At 63.9% G+C, this 17,540-nt stretch carries 16 protein-coding genes; 5 read left to right on the forward strand and 11 right to left on the reverse strand.

The features are described from left to right. Window positions 1-1,334 (forward strand): efflux RND transporter permease subunit (locus AC1D34_RS18855; RefSeq protein ID WP_476825007.1); only part of this gene is annotated, 1,334 nt, incomplete at its 5' end. A gap of 100 nt (window positions 1,335-1,434) precedes the next feature. Here the strand turns inward: AC1D34_RS18855 and AC1D34_RS18860 are convergent. Then, window positions 1,435-2,265, reverse strand: a complete 831-nt coding sequence (locus AC1D34_RS18860; RefSeq protein WP_476825008.1) for an alpha/beta fold hydrolase — start codon at window positions 2,263-2,265, stop codon at window positions 1,435-1,437. Between the two features lie 427 nt (window positions 2,266-2,692). On the opposite strand from AC1D34_RS18860, the gene AC1D34_RS18865 reads away from it, so the two are divergent. After that, window positions 2,693-3,442, forward strand: a complete 750-nt coding sequence (locus tag AC1D34_RS18865) for an SDR family NAD(P)-dependent oxidoreductase (protein ID WP_476825009.1) — start codon at window positions 2,693-2,695, stop codon at window positions 3,440-3,442. 143 nt (window positions 3,443-3,585) lie between these two features. Here the strand turns inward: AC1D34_RS18865 and AC1D34_RS18870 are convergent, their stop codons facing one another. The 8 genes from AC1D34_RS18870 to AC1D34_RS18905 all read right to left on the reverse strand — a co-directional run bounded on the left by AC1D34_RS18870 (window position 3,586) and on the right by AC1D34_RS18905 (window position 11,899). Beyond that, the gene (locus AC1D34_RS18870) at window positions 3,586-4,278 is read right to left on the reverse strand and encodes a response regulator transcription factor (RefSeq protein ID WP_476825010.1); all 693 of its coding nucleotides are present in this window, start codon (window positions 4,276-4,278) and stop codon (window positions 3,586-3,588) included. A 17-nt stretch (window positions 4,279-4,295) separates the two neighbouring features. After that, complete coding sequence (locus AC1D34_RS18875) at window positions 4,296-4,658, reverse strand: response regulator (protein ID WP_069881415.1); 363 nt, start codon at window positions 4,656-4,658, stop codon at window positions 4,296-4,298. Window positions 4,659-4,660: 2 nt separating this feature from the next. Then, window positions 4,661-5,302 carry a response regulator transcription factor gene (locus AC1D34_RS18880; RefSeq protein WP_476777188.1) on the reverse strand — a complete coding sequence of 214 codons (642 nt, stop codon included), beginning with the start codon at window positions 5,300-5,302 and terminating at the stop codon, window positions 4,661-4,663. After that, complete coding sequence (locus AC1D34_RS18885; protein WP_476825011.1) at window positions 5,292-8,222, reverse strand: PAS domain-containing protein; 2,931 nt, start codon at window positions 8,220-8,222, stop codon at window positions 5,292-5,294. The genes AC1D34_RS18880 and AC1D34_RS18885 overlap by 11 nt, the downstream gene beginning before the upstream one ends. A gap of 311 nt (window positions 8,223-8,533) precedes the next feature. After that, window positions 8,534-9,481: a mechanosensitive ion channel family protein gene (locus AC1D34_RS18890; protein ID WP_476777190.1), complete on the reverse strand. Its 948-nt coding sequence runs from the start codon at window positions 9,479-9,481 to the stop codon at window positions 8,534-8,536. Window positions 9,482-9,593: 112 nt separating this feature from the next. Next, window positions 9,594-10,019 carry a cupin domain-containing protein gene (locus tag AC1D34_RS18895; protein ID WP_476825012.1) on the reverse strand — a complete coding sequence of 142 codons (426 nt, stop codon included), beginning with the start codon at window positions 10,017-10,019 and terminating at the stop codon, window positions 9,594-9,596. Window positions 10,020-10,081: 62 nt separating this feature from the next. Beyond that, complete coding sequence (locus AC1D34_RS18900; RefSeq protein ID WP_476777191.1) at window positions 10,082-10,834, reverse strand: SDR family oxidoreductase; 753 nt, start codon at window positions 10,832-10,834, stop codon at window positions 10,082-10,084. Between the two features lie 147 nt (window positions 10,835-10,981). Next, window positions 10,982-11,899: an MBL fold metallo-hydrolase gene (locus AC1D34_RS18905; protein WP_476825013.1), complete on the reverse strand. Its 918-nt coding sequence runs from the start codon at window positions 11,897-11,899 to the stop codon at window positions 10,982-10,984. Between the two features lie 584 nt (window positions 11,900-12,483). Here AC1D34_RS18905 and AC1D34_RS18910 point away from each other — a divergent pair. Next, a complete protein-coding gene (locus AC1D34_RS18910) occupies window positions 12,484-12,960 on the forward strand; it encodes a GNAT family N-acetyltransferase (RefSeq protein WP_476777192.1) in 477 nt (158 codons plus the stop codon). Between the two features lie 53 nt (window positions 12,961-13,013). Here AC1D34_RS18910 and AC1D34_RS18915 read toward each other — a convergent pair whose 3' ends face one another. Both AC1D34_RS18915 and AC1D34_RS18920 read right to left on the reverse strand, forming a co-directional pair. Then, window positions 13,014-13,754: a class I SAM-dependent methyltransferase gene (locus AC1D34_RS18915; protein ID WP_476825014.1), complete on the reverse strand. Its 741-nt coding sequence runs from the start codon at window positions 13,752-13,754 to the stop codon at window positions 13,014-13,016. A 330-nt stretch (window positions 13,755-14,084) separates the two neighbouring features. Further along, the gene (locus tag AC1D34_RS18920; RefSeq protein ID WP_441506934.1) at window positions 14,085-14,762 is read right to left on the reverse strand and encodes a LuxR C-terminal-related transcriptional regulator; all 678 of its coding nucleotides are present in this window, start codon (window positions 14,760-14,762) and stop codon (window positions 14,085-14,087) included. Between the two features lie 563 nt (window positions 14,763-15,325). On the opposite strand from AC1D34_RS18920, the gene AC1D34_RS18925 reads away from it, so the two are divergent. Both AC1D34_RS18925 and AC1D34_RS18930 read left to right on the forward strand, forming a co-directional pair. After that, a complete protein-coding gene (locus AC1D34_RS18925) occupies window positions 15,326-15,991 on the forward strand; it encodes a heavy metal response regulator transcription factor (protein WP_476777194.1) in 666 nt (221 codons plus the stop codon). 16 nt (window positions 15,992-16,007) lie between these two features. Beyond that, window positions 16,008-17,414, forward strand: a complete 1,407-nt coding sequence (locus tag AC1D34_RS18930) for a heavy metal sensor histidine kinase (protein ID WP_476777195.1) — start codon at window positions 16,008-16,010, stop codon at window positions 17,412-17,414. Window positions 17,415-17,540 lie beyond the last annotated feature (126 nt).

The raw sequence follows: 17,540 nt of genomic DNA on the forward strand, positions 1-17,540 counted from the left end.
TCGTGACGCTGAAGGACTGGAGCGAGCGTGGCGCCGACAGCACGGCCCAGGCCGTGGCGGACCGCGCCAATGCCCAGCTGTTTGGCCTGAAGGACGCGACGACCTTTGCCCTGTCGCCGCCGCCGATCGAGGGTTTTGGCACGACGAACGGCTTTGCCTTCCGCCTCCAGGACCGCGCCGGCGCCGGCCAGCGGGCGCTCGCCACAGCGGCCGCGGACCTGCTGGCCCGCGCCGCCAAGAGCAACGTGGTCACGGGCCTGCGGATCGAGGGCATGCCGGACGCCGCGCAGCTTCTGCTCGTCATCGACCGCGAGAAGGCCAACACGTTCGGCGTCACCTTCACCGACATCAACACCACGATCACCGCCAATCTCGGCTCGTCCTATGTCAATGACCACCCCAACGCCGGACGCATGCAGCGGGTGATCGTCCAGGGGCGCGACCGCGACCGTCTCCAGGCTGAGGACCTGCTCAAGCTCAACGTTCGCAACGCGCAAGGCGGGATGGTTCCGCTGTCGTCCTTCGCGATCGCGCAGTGGCAGAAGGGCGCTCCGCAGATCGTGGGCTATAATGGCTATCCCACCGTCCGGATCACCGGCGAGCCGGCTCCCGGCCAGTCCTCGGGCGCGGCCATCGCCGAGATGGAGCGGCTCGTTGCCGAAGTGCCGGGCGGGTTCGGGTTCGAATGGACCGGGCAATCGCTGGAGGAGATCAAGTCCGGCTCGCAAGCGCCCATGCTGTTTGCGCTCAGCATCCTCTTCGTGTTCCTGCTGCTCGCCGGTCTCTACGAAAGCTGGTCGATCCCGCTCTCGGTGATGCTGGTCGTGCCGCTGGGCATCATTGGTTGCGTGCTCGCCGTCATGCTGAGGGGGATGCCCAACGACATCTACTTCAAGGTCGGGCTGATCGCGATCATCGGCCTCTCCGCCAAGAACGCGATCCTGATCGTCGAGTTCGCCAAGGACTACTATGCCGAGGGCCGGTCGCTGCTGGATTCGGCGGCGGATGCGGCGAAAGTGCGCTTCAGGCCGATCATCATGACCTCGCTTGCCTTCGCCCTCGGTGTCGTGCCGCTGGCGATCGCGACCGGCCCGAGCGCCGCCAGCCAGAACGCGCTCGGCACCGGCGTGCTGGGCGGCATGATCTCGGCGACCGTGCTCGCGATATTCTTCGTACCGGTCTTCTTCGTGTTCGTGCTCAGGCTGCTCAGGACCAGGCGGCCGGGCGACCAGCAGGAGGACGGCGACGCAGAGGCTCCCGCAACAGAGACGCCGGCCCGGTCCCAGGAGCCAGCCGGCGGGGCCGCGGTCACACCGGCACGTTCCTCTGCCTGACCTCCGAGCGAGGTCGCGCCCGGCTTCGGAGAGCCACGCCTGACGCCCGGGGACTGCAATGAGGACGAGGCGGTTTCGTTCGCCGCCTCGTCCTCGATCGTCAACCTCGGATGAATGCGAGGATGTCCTTGTTGACAATATCGGCGTGGGTGGTCGCCATGCCGTGCGGCAACTTGTTGTAGATATTCAACGTCGCCCGCTTCAGCAGCTTGGCCGAAAGCGGTGCGCTGGCGCCGATCGGGACGACCTGATCGTCATCGCCATGCATGACAAGAGCCGGCGCCTCGATCACCTTGAGGTCCTCGGTGAAATCGGTTTCGGAAAAGGCCTTGATGCCGTCATGCTGCGCCTTGGCAGCGCCCATCATGCCCTGGCGCCACCAGTTCTGGACGAGGCTGGGATCCGCCTCGACCCCGGCCCGATTGAAGCCGTAGAACGGACCCGCCGCGAGATCGGTGTAGAACGCGCTGCGATTGGCGGCGAGGCTCCGCCGAAAGCCGTCGAAGACCTCGAGCGGCAGGCCGCCGGGATTGCGGTCCGTCTTGACCATGATCGGCGGGACCGCGCCGATGAGGACGAGCTTTGCGGTGCGGCTCCGGCCATGGCGCGCGACATAGCGCGTCGCCTCGCCCCCACCCGTGGAGTGGCCGATATGAACGGCGTTGCGCAGGTCGAGATGCTCGATGACGGCCGCGGCGTCGGCGGCGTAATGGTCCATGTCATGGCCCTCGCTGACCTGGCTGGAGCGGCCATGTCCACGCCGGTCGTGAGCGACGACCCGGAAGCCCTGCGCCAGGAAGAAGAGCATCTGGGCGTCCCAGTCGTCCGAACTGAGCGGCCAGCCATGGTGAAAGACAAGCGGCTGGGCCGATTTCGGGCCCCAGTCCTTGTAGAAGATCTCGACGCCATCCTTGGTCGTCACGGAGTTCATGCGTTGGCTCCTTCTGCTGTTGTGATGGCGCGCGATGGCGGGTTGTGCGAAAGCAGGGAACGGAAGCGCTCCGGCCGCCGCCATGCCGGCCGTGCCGCGCAGGAGATCCCGCCGAGTGAGGTCGGGCGGGCAGGAAAAGGCTTTGTTCGGCATCGACGCCTCCAAGGCTAAAATATTCAGCGACGGCCTGAAGACTTCAGGAAGACGAATTCATCGCAGATGCCCCGAACCGTCGACCTCGAAACCGCAGAATCACTCACGCAACAAGCGGTTTTCGAGGCAATTCGATCCTGAAATTATTGTCGTTTTCGATCAATACGCCCCAGGTCGATCCACTCTATACAGAGGTATAGGATATAATACCTTTCGCGTGATTTGATTTCAGCGCAGACCGGCCCAACTTCGGATCATCCAAATGGAGGTCCACATGGGAAAACTGTCGAGCAAGATCGCCGTGATCACCGGCGGCAATAGCGGCATCGGCTTCGCGACGGCGCGCCTCTTCGCAGCCGAAGGCGCGAAGGTCGTGATCGTCGGACGGCGCGAAACCGCAGTCAACGAAGCGGTCACGGCACTGGGGCGTCAGGTCATCGGCCTTGCCGGTGACATTGCCGATGTCGTCACGCATGAGCGTGTCGCCGCGCTGGTCGCGGAGCGGTTCGGAAAGGCCGATATCTATGTGGCGAATGCGGGCGGCATCCGCATTCAGCCCAGCTCCGCCGTGACGATGGCTGACTATGACGCGCAATTCCTCACCAACGCGCGCGGCACCTTCTTCGGTGTGCAGACGATGGCCCCCTTGCTGCGTGATGGCGGCGCGATCCTGCTGACGAGCTCGGTCGCGAGCCGCAAGGTGCTGGAGGGCCACGCGGTTTACGCTGGCAGCAAGGCCGCGATCGAGGCGTTCGCCCGCAACTGGGCGCTGGAGTTCAAGGATCGGCGCATCCGCGTGAATGTGCTCAGCCCCGGCCCGACCGACACACCGATCCTCGCAAAGCTCGGCGTCGCTCCCCAAGCGCAGCCGCAGGTCGAAGCGCAGGCCGCACGGATGATCCCATTCGGCCGGATGGGCAAGGCCGAAGAACTCGCGCAGGCAGCCCTCTTTCTCTGCTCCGCCGAGGGCGCATTCGTCACGGGCGTCAACCTCGCCGTCGATGGCGGCATCTCGCTGACCTGATCGCCGCAGAGGCCCTACGCCCTCCCCCGCGCCGAAAATCCCGATGATCGCGGCGCGGCGGCGGGATTGCCGCGCCCTCGCCTTCGTCAAGGCTGGAGCATCCCCGCCATTCCCCCGGGAGCGGCGCTCCAACTCCGCGTCACCTAGGCCGCCTGCGCCTCGCGCAGTCYGACGGGCAAGGCCTCCCAGGCCCGGATCAGTTCGCCGATGGAGGCGACCTCCATCTTCCGCATCAGGTTGCCCCTGTGCAGCTTGACCGTTACCTCGCTGATGCCGAGGTCGAAGGCGATCTGCTTGTTGAGACGGCCGCGCGCGACCTCCTGAATGATCTCGCGCTCCCGCGGCGTCAGGGTCCGCAGGCGCTCGGCATGGCCCTTGACCCTCGCCGCTTCCGCCCGTCGCGCCGCATCCAGCGCAATCGCGGCGCTGACGGCGTCCAGTAGCGTCTGGTCGCGGACCGGCTTCGTCAGGAAGTCGACCGCGCCGGCCTTCATGGCCTGAACGGTCATGGGGATGTCGCCATGCGCGGTCAGGAAGATGATCGGCTTGGGATGTCCATTCGCTGTCAGCTGGCGCTGGAGGTCGAGCCCGCTGGAGCCGGGCATGCGCACGTCGAGGATCAGGCACCCCGGCTTGTCGAGTGCGCCGGTCTCCAGCAAGGCCTGTGTCGATCCAAACGACACCGCCTGGAAGCCGGCCGACAGCATCAGCTCGGACAACGCTTCTCGCACCGAAGCGTCGTCATCGACGATGATGACGAGGGGCTGCTCCGCCTCGGCCTGGCGCTGGGCCGAGCGCGGCACGGAATTTCGGGCAAGCGAGCGGTCAACGATCATGTCCACCTTCCACCTCTCTATTGACGCAAGGCTCTGGCGATCGCCGTGAGCAGGGCCTGGCCGTCGAAGGGCTTGCAGAAGAAGCTCTCCACGGCGCGCGCCCTGATCTGCCCGGCAATCTCGTGGCGCCCGGTGATGAGAAAGACCGGCAGGTTCGGGCGTTCCCGGTTTACGAGGTCACGCAGCTCGAAGCCGTCCATCCCCGGCATTCCGATATCCGTGATGAGGAGATCCAACCCGGAGAGGCCCGCCCCGATCAGCCCTGCCGCGGAGGGGAAGCTGCGAACCGCATAGCCGGCCGACTCGAGCAGGTCTTCGAGCGACTCGAGCAATCTCGGATCGTCATCGACCACGGCCACGACATGTCTCTGCTTGCTCACGCTCAGGCTCCTCCCATCCGGCGCGAATGCTGGATCGGGATTTCCAACCGCTCCGCAATTCGCACCAGGTCGGCGAGCGATGACACCGACATTTTCTGCATGACGTTCCTTCTGTGGATTTGAAGGGTGACTTCGCTGATGCCGAGCGCGGCCGCCGCCTGCTTGTTGAGGAGCCCGCTCACCACGAGCGGAAGGACTTCGCGCTCCCGAGGGGAGAGCTCGCGATAGCGCTGCCTCAGGAGTGCGAGTTCGCCGCGCTTCGCCCTGGTTTCCAGATCCTGCGCGATCGCCGCGCGGATCGCGCTCATGAGCGCCACATCGCTGAAGGGCTTGGTCAGGAAATCGACGGCGCCATGCTTGATGGCGGCGACCGAGGACGGAATGTCGCCATGCCCCGTGATGAACACGATCGGCGGATGATTACCCTGTGCGATCTGCCTTTGCAGCGCGAGCCCGTTGATATCGGGAAGCTCGACGTCGAGGATCAGGCAGGCCGGGAGATCAGGCTTGTCCGCGCCGATATAGTCGCCAGCCGTCTCGAACGGGATGGACCGGACGCCGTTTGCCGCCAGCAGCTCGCCCAGCGCCTCCCGGAGAGCGGCGTCGTCGTCGACAATGAACACGATCATATCGTCAGCGGTCATGATCCGCCTTCGTTTCAACGGGCAGGGTGAAGATGAACGTCGCCCCGCCGGGCTGATTGTTCTCGGCCCAGAGACGTCCGCCATGGGTTTCGATGATTGTTCTAGAGATGGCCAAGCCCATGCCCATTCCATTGGGTTTCGTTGAGAAGAACGGCTCGAACACCTTTTCGGGCGCACCGATACCCTCGCCCGTGTCCCGGACTTCGGTGCGGATGAGATCGTCGGCGCGCAGGCAGCGGATGCGAAGCACCCCGCGCTGCGCAGGCTCCATCGCCTCCAGGCCGTTGCGGATCAGGTTGACGAGAACCTGCTGGATCTGGACCCGGTCCAGGTCCAGCGGCGGAAGCCCGGCCTCGACGTCGATCTCGATGCGGATGCGGCGCCGGGCCGCCTCTTCCGTCATCAAACCCCGGGCCTCTTCGAGAATGGTGCCGAGCTGGCAGGGGTTTCGCGCCTCGCCCGTCTGCCTGAACAGGGCGCGGACCCGACCGACGACGTCGGACGCGGAATTCGCATCGCGGATGATGCGCTCGACGGTCTTCTGCGCCCGCTCCAGATTGGGCGGGTCCGAGGTGAGCCAGCGCTGGCAGGCATGGGAATTGGCGACCACGGCGGCGAGCGGCTGGTTGACCTCATGGGCAATCGAGGCGGAGAGCTCCGCAAGGCTTGCGGCCTGGGCTGCGCGCGCCAGGCGTTCCTGCGTCAATGTCAGCGCTTCCTGTGCGCGCACCTGATCTTCGATCTCGAAGCAGATGCCGTTCCACTGGACGATCTCCCCCTCGACATTTCGCATCGCCGCGGTTCGCGTCTCGACCCAGCGATACGCGCCATCCGCCCGGCGGAGGCGGTGTTTCATCGCATAGGAGGAGCCCGTCGCCAGCGAGAACCCATATTTCTCTTTGACGTCGGGGAGGTCGTCGGGATGGATGATCGTCTCCAGGGTACCGGCCAGTCGTGTCTTGCCCTCCTCATCCTTGTCCCCGAGCCCGAAGCCGAGAAATTCGCGCAGCTTCTCGCTTCGATAGATCGGCTCGCCGTTCGGTGCGGCGCAGTAGATGAGGGCCGGCAGCGTCTCGACCAGCTGACGCAGCGAACGTTCGCTCTCCCTGAGCGCCTCCTCCACCCGAAGCTGATCGTCGATGTCGTGGGACAGGCCGTGCCACTGGATGATGCTGCCGCCTTCATCGCGCAGCGGCTCCGCGCGTCCGTCCATCCAGCGATAGACACCATCATGGCGGCGCAGGCGGTAGCGCATCGAGAAAGGTCGGCCGCAGAGCAGGCATTGCTTCAGTTCGGCCCATAGACGCTCGGCGTCGTCGGGATGGATGGCGGCCTTCAGGGCTGCCGCGTAAGGCTCCGTCTGGGGCTGTTCAAGACCGCCTTCGTCAAGACCCAGGAAATCGAGGAAGCGGCGGTTGAAGAAATTCGGCTCCCCGGCGGGCGTCAACCGCCAGAGGAAGCTCGGCACCAGATCGACCAGCCGCGTCAGTTCCTGCTTCCGGAGGTGCAGCTCCGTCTGCGTGGTGATCAGGTCATGGATATCGACGGATACGCCGTACCAGCGGACGATCTTGCCTGCGTCGTCACGCAGGGCTTCCGCACGCGTTTCAGTCCATCGATAGCTGCCGTCGGCTCGATGCTGAAGGTATTTGATATTGTAGGGCGTCCCCGTCGTGACGGATTTGATGAAGGTCTGTTCTGCCAGTTCCAGAAAATTGGGGTGGATCATCTTCCTCAACGAGAGAGCCCCATCCGGCGCCGTGACCGTCTCGAGCGTGGCGCCAGTCACCTCCATCATCCGCTTGTTGAGATAGGCGGGCCGGCCTTCCGCCGTCATGCTCCAGATCATGGCCGGGACCGTGTCGATCAACTGCGCGAGATGCTGCTCCCTCTCGCGCAGGGCGGCCTCGGTCTTCTTGTAGACGTCGATGTCGATCGAGGTGCCGAACCAGCCCGTGATGCGCCCCTCGCCATCCCGCGTCGGCCGCGCCGAGATGCGGTGCCAGACATAATGTCCGGTCGCGCGCAGCATCCGGTACTCGATGTTCCACGGCTCTCCCGTCTTCAGACAATGGCGCAGGGTCGAGGCGGCCCTGTCGACATCCTCGGGATGGACACCGCGCATCCAGCCGGCCTCGCCGCCATCGATGAATTCGCGCTCGCCGAGGCGGCGGTTGAGATCCTCCAGGGCCATGTCGATGGCGATCTGGGCGGCGGGAGTCACATAGGTGAACTTGCCCATCGCGTCGAAAGCCCAGGCCTTGCCGTGCAGGCTCTCGATCACCTTGGCTGCGCTGACCGCGTCCACGGTCTCGCCGAGGGATTGCGCGATGGTCCAGCGGTCGCCCGGCCTGGAGACCATGGCGTCGACATTCACGCTGACGCCATAGCCCGGCTCGGCACGGAGTTCAGTCCAGCGATAGCTGCCGTCCAACTGGCGCAGCCGATAGCTCGTCACCTGGGGCACGCCGGTCCAGAATGCGTAGGCCGCCGCCTGTGCGATCGCAGCCCTGTCTTCCGGGTGGACGGCGCTCTCGATCGATACGCCCGGAGCGGCTCCGATCCCGTCCGGACGGCCAGGCGCCTGCCGCAGTGCTGTCCCGATCCGAGCGCTGCGGCTGGTGGGCTCGGGGAAGACGAGCGCGCCGATGCAAGCGGCAACCAGGAGGAATGCCCCGAGCGACAGCGCGGCCTCCCGTATGGCGCCCGGGTATAGCAGGGCGGCGACGGTCGCACCGGCAAAGGCGGTGAGCAGCGCGGCCCAGAGCGCCACAAGCAGATAGCCGCGCGCATGGAGAAAGACTGCACCGAGCGGAGCCAGGAGGCCGAAAGGAGTTCCGGTCAGCCAGCATGCTAACAGACCCAGAGCCAGCGTCCCGACGATCAGGGCCGACGGCGTTCGATGAAGCGCTGCGATCATGGTCGGCTGCTCCCTCCGGAGACGGAATGCCTGGAAACCGTCACAGCTTCACTAGCACCAGTCCTCGAAGACACGGCTGGCAAACTCAGCGAAACCTAACGCTGGGACGGCTGCGCCGCACTTATGGAAATCCATGACTTGCACGTCGCCGTGCAAGCGGCCGGTCGCAGCGGGTAGCCGCCTCTCCTGCCGTTGCAACGCCACCGGGGCGTGCCGGTCCAGGCAGGGGTCCGGGACCGGGCGGGGATGAGCGCGCGCCAGCACCCGGCGCAGGATACCCGCCGCCGCTTTCCGCCTGGGCCCGTTGTGGCCTACGCGGGCATGGCCAGCGAAAGACCGCTTGCACCGCATTGGTCATAGATCAGGTCGATGATCTCGTTCCTGGCGGATATCCCCATGGCGAGGCTCGCGACACGGAACTGCAACTCCACCTCGATTGCAGCCGCATCGATGGCCTTCAGGACAACGGCCGGCGCCGGGTCCTTGACGATCCGGGTGCTGGTTTCGAGCACGGAGCGCATGACGTCCTCGACGACGCGTGGCCTTTGCCCCGCGGCAAAGCGCAGGCTCAAGGTGATGAGATGCGACTCGTCAGGGCGGCTCAAGCTGGTCAGGCTCTGTTTGGCGAGCACGCTGTTCGGCAGCACGACGACATTGTTCACCCCGGTCAGCAGGTTGGTAGAGCGCCAATTGGTTTCGGTGACACGGCCCGCAGTGCCGTCGCTCAACTGGACCCAGTCGCCGATCGCATAGGCCTTGCCGAGCGTCAGGGCGATGCCGGAAAAGACATCCCCGAGCGTGTTCTGCAACGCCAGGCCCAGGATGACGGCGACGACACCCGAGGTTGTCGCCAGGGTGGCGATCGGCATGCCGAAGACGAAACCCATGACCGACAGCGCCACGCCGAGATAGATGACGGCAATGGCCATGTCCAAGATGAGGTGGGCTTCCCGCGGCTTGCGATTGAGCCTGACATAGATGTGGATGAAGCCGATGATCGTCCAAGCGAGATGGGTCCACCAGAGGATCAGCGCCGATTTGGCGAGCAACGCGGCAAAACCCTCGGTGTAGATGCGATCGGGCTGATGTGGAGCGATGCCTCCAATGCCGAGCATCAGGCTCATGCCGGTGAAGAACAGGATCTGGACGATCAGGCGACCGGTCGGTCGGTTGCAGCCCTGAACGTGCCACACGACGATGCCGGCAGCACCGAGCACGTTGATCAGGACAAGCGACAGGAAGTGGTCATCACCGAACATGGGGGATTCACCGATAGCGGTTGGTCATGTCGAAGGACGGCCAGGCACCGGATCGGGCGCCCGGATCGTGCAACCGGATCGGGAAACCGGATCGTCCACCTGGCCTGTCCCTCTATTTCTTGAGCGGGAATGTCAGCTCCTGCTGGGCGGTATCGACCACGAAGACCGCGAGGAGCTTTGCGGGTTGCGTCTTGCTGGCATTCTCGCTGACGCCGTGGCGGTCTCCCGGCAGCTCCGAAAAGCTTTCGCCGGCCCGATAGTCTTTGACGGGGCCATCATTGACCTGACTGCGGATCACCCCTTCGAGGACGGTCGCGTAGATGAAGGCGGAGGTCGGATGGGTGTGGCCCTCCGAAAAGCCGCCCGGAGCGTATTCCACGAGAACGCCCTTCATGCTCTTGCCGGGCACGTTCGGCAGGACGTGGTCATAGACCAACGTGACCTTTGCGCCCTTTCCGCCACCGGGCGTGTCATGCGCAAGGGCCGGCCCCGACAGGAGGGCCGTCAACACGACCGCAGACCCTAACAACTTGATCATATCCAGAGTCCTTTCATGGTTCAGGCACCGGGCCGTCTCAGATGAGGCCCATGCGCAGGTGGTTACTTTCGCGGCGCTGTCGCGAACCAGCGATCGAAGTCGATGCGGCCGAGGCGGGGCTCATCGTCGGAGACGAGTGAACCGTCCTCCAATCTGGTCCCGAAATACTGGGCTTCCGGATCTGCAACGACGGCGCGGCTGTCTCCGATCGCCTTGAGGTAACGCGCGACGAAATCGCAAAGCCGCGCGCGCTCCGGGCCGGCGATTTCGATGATGCCATTGGCTGGGGCGGCCAGAGCGGCCTCCGCCACGAAATCGGCGACATCGTCGGACGCGATCGGCTGCAGATTGCCCGTCGACAGACGGGTCGTGTCGCCGACCGTGCCGGCCTGGGCGATGCCGCCGAGGAATTCCAGGAACTGCGTGGACCGCAGGATCGTGTAGGGAATGCCGGATTCCCTGACGATCTTTTCCTGCGCGACCTTGGCGCGGAGATAGCCGCTATCGGGCAGCCGGTCGGCGCCGACGATGGAAAGCGCGACATGGTGCTTCACGCCGGCTTGCCTTGCCGCAGCCATCAGGTTCCTGCCCGAAACCTGGAAGAATTCGAGCACGGCCTTGTCCTCGAAGGACGGTGAGTTCGCGAGGTCGATCACGACCTCGGTCGCCTTGAGGGCCTCCGCCAGACCTTCCCCGGTGATCGTATTGACGCCGGTATTGGGGGCGGCCGCAATGACCTCGTGCCCCTTCTTGCGCAGTCGCTCCGCGGTCTTCGATCCGATCAGTCCGGTGCCACCGATAATGACGATTTTCATGAGATGTCTCCTTTCGCGGCCGTCCATGCGGCACGCCGTTCGATAGGCCCTAAGTGCGAACGGCCTCATCGAGGCCGGGCTCGTCGGCCAAACCGGGCATGGGCTTGAAGGCTGCACACCCTGGTTCGGCCCCACCCCAAAAGGTGGTCAGTAGTCCCAGAAGACCGGGACGAAGCGGAAGGCATCCCCCTCGACCGCCACGCGGCCGACAGAGGGGAACGGCAGGTGAGTGGCCACCAGCTGCTCGCCGGTCGCGGCGAGCTCCGTCAAAAGGCGGACACGAACGCGGGCCGCCTCCTCGGGGTCGTGTTCGAAACCGTTGTGCCAGTCGGGGTGGTCGAACCCGACCGCGAAAACGGCATCTCCGGCGAATGTCAGGCGATCTGCGCCGGATGCCAGGCGGACGACGCTGTGCCCGGGCGTGTGGCCGCCGGTGCGATGGACGACTACGCCTGGCGCCACCTCGTGCTTCTCATCGAACGGCCGCAACTGCTCACGGTAATCTTCCGCGAACCGCTTGGCGGCCGACCGAAGCGCATCCGGGAAACCCGCCGGCATGTTGACGTGTGTGAAGTCGGGCGCCTCCCAAAACTTCACCTCGGCGGCCGCCACATGGATCCGCAGGTCCGGACGCAGCCGGTCCTTCACCCCGTCGACGAGGAGCCCGCCGATATGGTCCATGTGCATATGGGTCAGCACCACGTCGGTGACCGACGCGAGATCGATGCCGGCCGCCTCCAGTCGCCTGACCAGCTGCCCGGCCCGCGGCAGGTTCAGGTTCGGGTCCAGGCCCAGCCCGGCGTCGATGAGGATAGTCTGGCTGCCACTGCGGACCACGACCACGTTCAGCGACCAGTCGAAAGCGTCGGGCGGCAGGAACATGTCGTTCAGCCAGGCTGCCCGCGCGGCCGGCTCGGCGTTGTGTCMCAGCATCTTGGTGGGAAGCGGCAGCACCCCGTCGCTGACCACCAGCACGTCAATCTCGCCGATCCGTACGGCGTAGCGCGACGGCACCAACTCTTCGGGCCCCGGCTTGGCGGGGCGTGAGGCGATGTCCAGGCTCATGTCTGTCTCCTACTGACCACCGTTCCATTCACGGTATCGACGACGCTAGGTTGAGCTGTCCAAGCGGTCGATTGGGTCTGAGGATAGGGTGAACCATACCATGTTATAGGTCCGCACCAGCTGACGGGGTGTCGAATACTGGGCGAATTCTGCGACACGGCGGCGGACCATCGGTCGCGAATGGCGATCGCCGGAACGCAAGCCGGAGCGTTAGACGCGGCGTCGACCCCTGGCTTCCGGGAGCGCGCCGCCAACCTTGGCTCGGCCCGGGTGATGGAGAAGGCAGGGCTCAAGCGCGAAGCCCTTCTCCGACTTTGGACCGTTCATCCGAACATCAGCGACGAGCCACGGGACTGTTTCAGTTACGCCAGGATCAGATGAGCAGCGTCCTCAGGCAAAGCTTCGCGGCAGAATTCCGATCTGAAACCGTCGCTCACCCCTGCATCATGCGCTGCCGCCTCGGATCGGCAACACGGCGTCGGGCTTCACATCGGCCACCAACGCGTCAGTATCTCCCTGACGCCCGGCAAAAGGCAGGATCACCCACTCCAGACAACCCTGAAATAGCGCTAGGCTTCAGCCTCATGGACCTGCCCGATCTTCCGCCTGACTACGCCTTTCCGCGCCTGCCCCGGACCCAGGAGGCCAGCGACTTCGCCTTCGAGGCCAAGCGCGAAGCGATGGGGCCTCATATCCGTCGCCGCTGGCCCTGGGACGAGGCATTCCAACGGGGCCTTCACCAGCGCCGCGTCGAGGACAAGCCGTTCTTCCTGATCAGGCGCGCCGGCCAGTCGATCGGGACGCTATCCCTGATGGTGATGCCGGATCATGTCCGGTTCGGCGAATTCTATCTCCTGCCGGCCTTTCACGGACAGGGCTCGGGCACGGCCATTCTGCGTCATTGCCTTGCGCTCGCGGACGCGCTTGCCCTGCCCGTGCGGCTGGAACACCTCCACTGGAACCCGGTTCGCTCGCTCTATCTCAGGCATGGCTTTGCGGAGACAGGGCGTTCCGAGACCCATGGCTTCCTGGAGCGATCGGCTCCGCGCAGCCCTGCGTGAACCCGGGTTCGGCCGCACCAGTGGTGGATACTTTTGCGGCAGGCCGGACCGCGTCAGGCCACCGGATGATCAGCTCGAATGATCAGAAACGTTGGGCGCCGGACATGGTCAGCCAGCTTCGGCCATTGCTGCAATGAAGCAGGATCGGGCCCAGGTTCGATGAGCCGATGGATGATCAAGCCAGCGTCGATCAGGGCATTTACGTAGCTGGCGACGGTACGATGTTCCCTTGGCGTGTCGGCACCGAGCCAGCGTACAAGCCGCGGTCCCTCATCAAGATAGCGATCCACCGGCCAATGCTGCCGGGTGCCGTCAGCCGCCTCGGCCCATTGCCGGGAGGCGCACGTCATAATCGGGTGCTCAACAGAGAAAATGAAGCTTCCTCCTTCTCTCAACCACCCTCTGACACGTATCGACAGTGTCACGAAGTCATGGATGTAGTGCAGAGCAAGTCCGCTAACGACGACATCAGCGCTGCGATCGGGAAGCTCGACATCCTCAATCCGGCTTATCTCGTAATGCGCACGAGCGTCGCCACCGAGCTTGATCGCCTCTTGGATCATCTGCTCCGAAGCGTCGAAGGCCTTCACCGAACGCACGTCTTGTCCGAGAGCCAATCGTGCCAAGCCGCCGGTACCGCAACCCAGGTCAACGACATCCTTTCCTTGAAGCGGAGGCATCAGCGATAGGAGCGCGGGCTGCTCGATAACCTCATTGGGACGCCCTGGTCGGGATCGCAGTTTGCCATAGGCAACGCTGACCAGAGGATCATCGTAGAGCGCTCGATCGACCATGTTCAGTGCTGCTCCCGTTGTCGGAGCGCATGATGAAGGCGACGAGCCAGGCCCGCAACGGGCGATCCTGCCTCTTCGATTCCGGTTCGCAAGCTGACGTCTCATCAGGCGCCAGCCTGTGATTGCCCGCCCCTGGTAGATCGGGGATCAGGTCGAACCGCGTCGCCAGAATTCCGATCCGAAATCGTCGCTCCGCCCTGCGCCATGCGCTGCCGCCTCGGATCGGCAGCAGGGCATCAGGCTTCACATCGGCCACCGATGGGTAGGTATGGGTTTCCGCGACGCCCCAACCCGGTCAGCCTTGGTAAAGCCGGTCGGACCCGACGTCCTTCACAGGCGGAATCGGCTGGCCGGGATGCTCGACGCAGCAACCAGCTTCTGCGCGGCGATGAGCGCCTCCAGGCGATTATGGGCGTTCAGCTTGGCCATCAGCGTGGTCATGTGGCTCTTTACGGTCTTGTTGCTGAGCGAAAGCTCGCGCGCGATCTCGCTGTTCATCATCCCGCAAAGCAGGAGCCTGACGATCTGCTCCTCGCGGACGCTGAGCCTGTTGCAGGCCGGCTTCTGTCGTTCGAGCGCCTTGTCCTTCAAGGCGCAGATCAGCTTGGTCGCGAACGAGGGACTGACATAGACATCGTTCCGCTGCGCGCATTGAAGGGCCTGAATGAGGTCGTCTCCCGGGCCGCCTTTCAGGACATAGCCCTTCGCCCCGGCATCAAGGGCCCCGATCGCATCATCCGTGCTGGCCGAGGCCGTGAACACGATGATCTTCGTCTTGGGGGAGATCCTGGATGCCTCCGCAATCGCCTTGAAAACATCCCCTGCCATGCCCAGATCGACGATCATATCATCGGGCTGATGGGTGCAGGTGATAGAGACGATATCGTCCGCAGCATTCCCGGTCGCGGCGAGCGCGAAACCGCCCCGTTGCTTCAGAAACGCAGCGATCCCCTCCATCAACATCGGGTGATCATCGACTATAGCGATCGATCGGTCCGCCATGACCATGCCCCCATAGATTTATTACCCCGAAGCAATATTGTCTATTACTGATGTGCAATTTCATTTTAATATCATAATATAGCGAATTTTACTTATAAATTCATCTCGCAAGATTACCATATATACCAAGATTCCAAGGAATACCTCCTCAAGCGTGAAAATGCTTTTGGTCAGAGTGTGGCTGAAGTTCTGATTGCCGGCGAACGCCGCTAGAATACAAACTGCGGCTTGATCAGAATGACTTCAGTACGCACGCGACACAGGCACCTGGCTATGAATTGCAGGCTAGCGAACGCGAAATGACGCATCGATGACGCCCAGTTAACAGAACTGTCATTTTCGCGAGGACCGAAGAGGAGGCTTTATTCTGCCCCAGAACTGCGCTTTCAAGCCGCGCAGTGCGGCCCTGAGGCAAGCGCATGGTTTTCGCAGGCGAACGACGAGACTAACCACTCCCAAAGTTCGTAAAGCGCGCGGTTCATTTTGTGCTACAGTGGCGTAGCATTTCGCAATGGGCCGCGGCAGCGTCTTCGCCAGCCTTCAGGAGTGCACAGGAGGGCTGCGCACAGTTGAAACTCCTGATCGTCGAAGATGACGTCCGCACCGCGGCGATCCTGCGCAAGGCCTTCATCGAGGAAGGCTTTGTCGCCGACATGGTCCATGACGGCCTGGACGCCGTCACGGAAGCCCCGGGTGGACGCTACGATATCGTCATCCTCGACGTGAACCTGCCCGGCATGGATGGCTGGCAGGTGCTGCAGGTATTGAAGCAGGCCGACCAGCGCATGCCGATCCTGATGCTGACGGCGCAGGATGCGATCGAAAAGCGCGTCAAGGGCCTGACTCTGGGCGCTGACGATTACCTGACAAAGCCATTCGCCTTCGCGGAACTCCTTGCACGCGTCCGGACAGTCTTGCGCCGGGCCAGTTCCCTTCCTGCCGAAATCCTGCAATTCGATGATCTGAAGGTCGATCCCCAGCGCCACAAGGTCACTCGCGGCGGCACGCCGATCCCGGTTTCGCCCAAGGAAATCCTGCTGCTCGAACTGCTCCTGCGCCATCGCGGCGATGTGCTGTCTCGAACCTTCATTGCCGACAAGGTCTGGGACATGATGTTCGACTGCGACAGCAATGTCGTGGACGTCAACATCCGCCGCCTGCGACAGAAGATCGACGACCCCTTTCCCCGCAAGCTGATCCACACCATCCGCGGGCGCGGCTATGTCATCCAGTAGCCTGCTGAGCCGCTGCGTGCCGGCATCGATCGCAGGCCGCCTGACGGCCTGGTTCTGCGCCTCGGCCTTCACTTTGGTCCTGGTGGCCGCCTTCGTCCTGTACGATGCCGTCCGCGCGACCGTGCAGTGGACGGAGGATCAGGTTCTCGAGCAGCACCTCATCGAAATACGGTCTCTCCTGCAGACGTCCAAGCCCGACACCGCCATGATCGCGCACGAGCTGAGCGAGGCAGCCGATGGGCCCCGCCAGGTTCTGATCCGTGTGTTGACGAATCTTCCGGACCTGGTGCTGACGACACCGGACATGGACAAGCGGCTACCGGCCACGCGCTTCCAGACGCCAGCCCCCGGTGCAACGCCCCATTATGAAACCATTACTGAAAACGGCTTCAGGTTTCGGGCGCACAGCGCGCTTGTGCCGCTGCAGGCGGAAGGCTGGCCAAAGGACACCGTCGTCCAGGTCGCCATGGATACGACACTCGATGACATGGCGATCGACCGCTTCAGGGACGTGCTCGTTACGGTGATCCTGCTGTCCGGCGCATTATGCGCCCTGGTGGGCTGGTTCATCATCCGGCGACAGCTCTCGCCGCTGCGGCGCGTGATCCACGCAACCGCGAGCATCGAGCGCGCGACGGCGAATGAGCGCCTCGTCACGGCCGGCCTGCCGACGGAGTTGGCCCATCTCGGCCTGGAATTCAACCATATGCTCGACCGGCTCGAGGGCGCCTATTCGCGTCTCCGGCAATATGCCGACAACGTCGCCCATGAACTGCGCAGCCCCATCAATCGCATGCTGCTGAATGTCGAGGTGGCGCTCTCGAAATCGCGCGACGAGGCCTCCTATCGCGACGTTCTGGAGAACACGCGAGACGACATGCAGACGATGGCGCAGATCGTCGACAATCTTCTCTTTCTGGCCAGGGCGGACAGCGACGAGGTCCAGCTTCAGATGGAGCCCGTGCGCCTCGCCGAAGAAATCGCAAACGTGCACGAGTTCTATTCGGCGCTGGCCCAGGAGAAGGGCATCGAGCTCCAGATCAGAACCGATCCCGAGCTCGTGATCGTGGGCCACGCCATGCTGCTCAGGCGAGCCTTGAGCAATCTCTTGAGCAACGCCCTGTCGCATACGCCACCTGGCCAGTTCATCGACATCACAGCCCATCGCGACGGCGACAGCGTGGTCGTCGCCGTCGCCGATGGCGGCGACGGCATCGAGGCTGAGGACCTGCCCTACGTCTTCGATCGCTTCTTCCGCGGCGACCGCTCCCGATCGAGCTCCGAGCGACGGCTCGGCCTTGGACTGTCGATCACGAAAAGCATCGTGGCCATGCATCACGGCCTGATTGCGGTCGTCAGTACCAAAGGCGCCGGCACGCGTTTCAGCATGACGTTTCCGGCCTCGATGCGCGCGCATGGCTAGTGATCGCGGCGCTTGAGCGGAGACGTGTCCCGGTCGCCTCACCTCTCCTTGAAGATCCTGTTGGCGTGGTCTGCGAAGGGTTTCGTCAGGAACGAGAGCGCGGTGCGTTCCTCGGTGGTGATGAAG

This window comes from Allobosea sp. P1_A7, assembly GCF_056406775.1.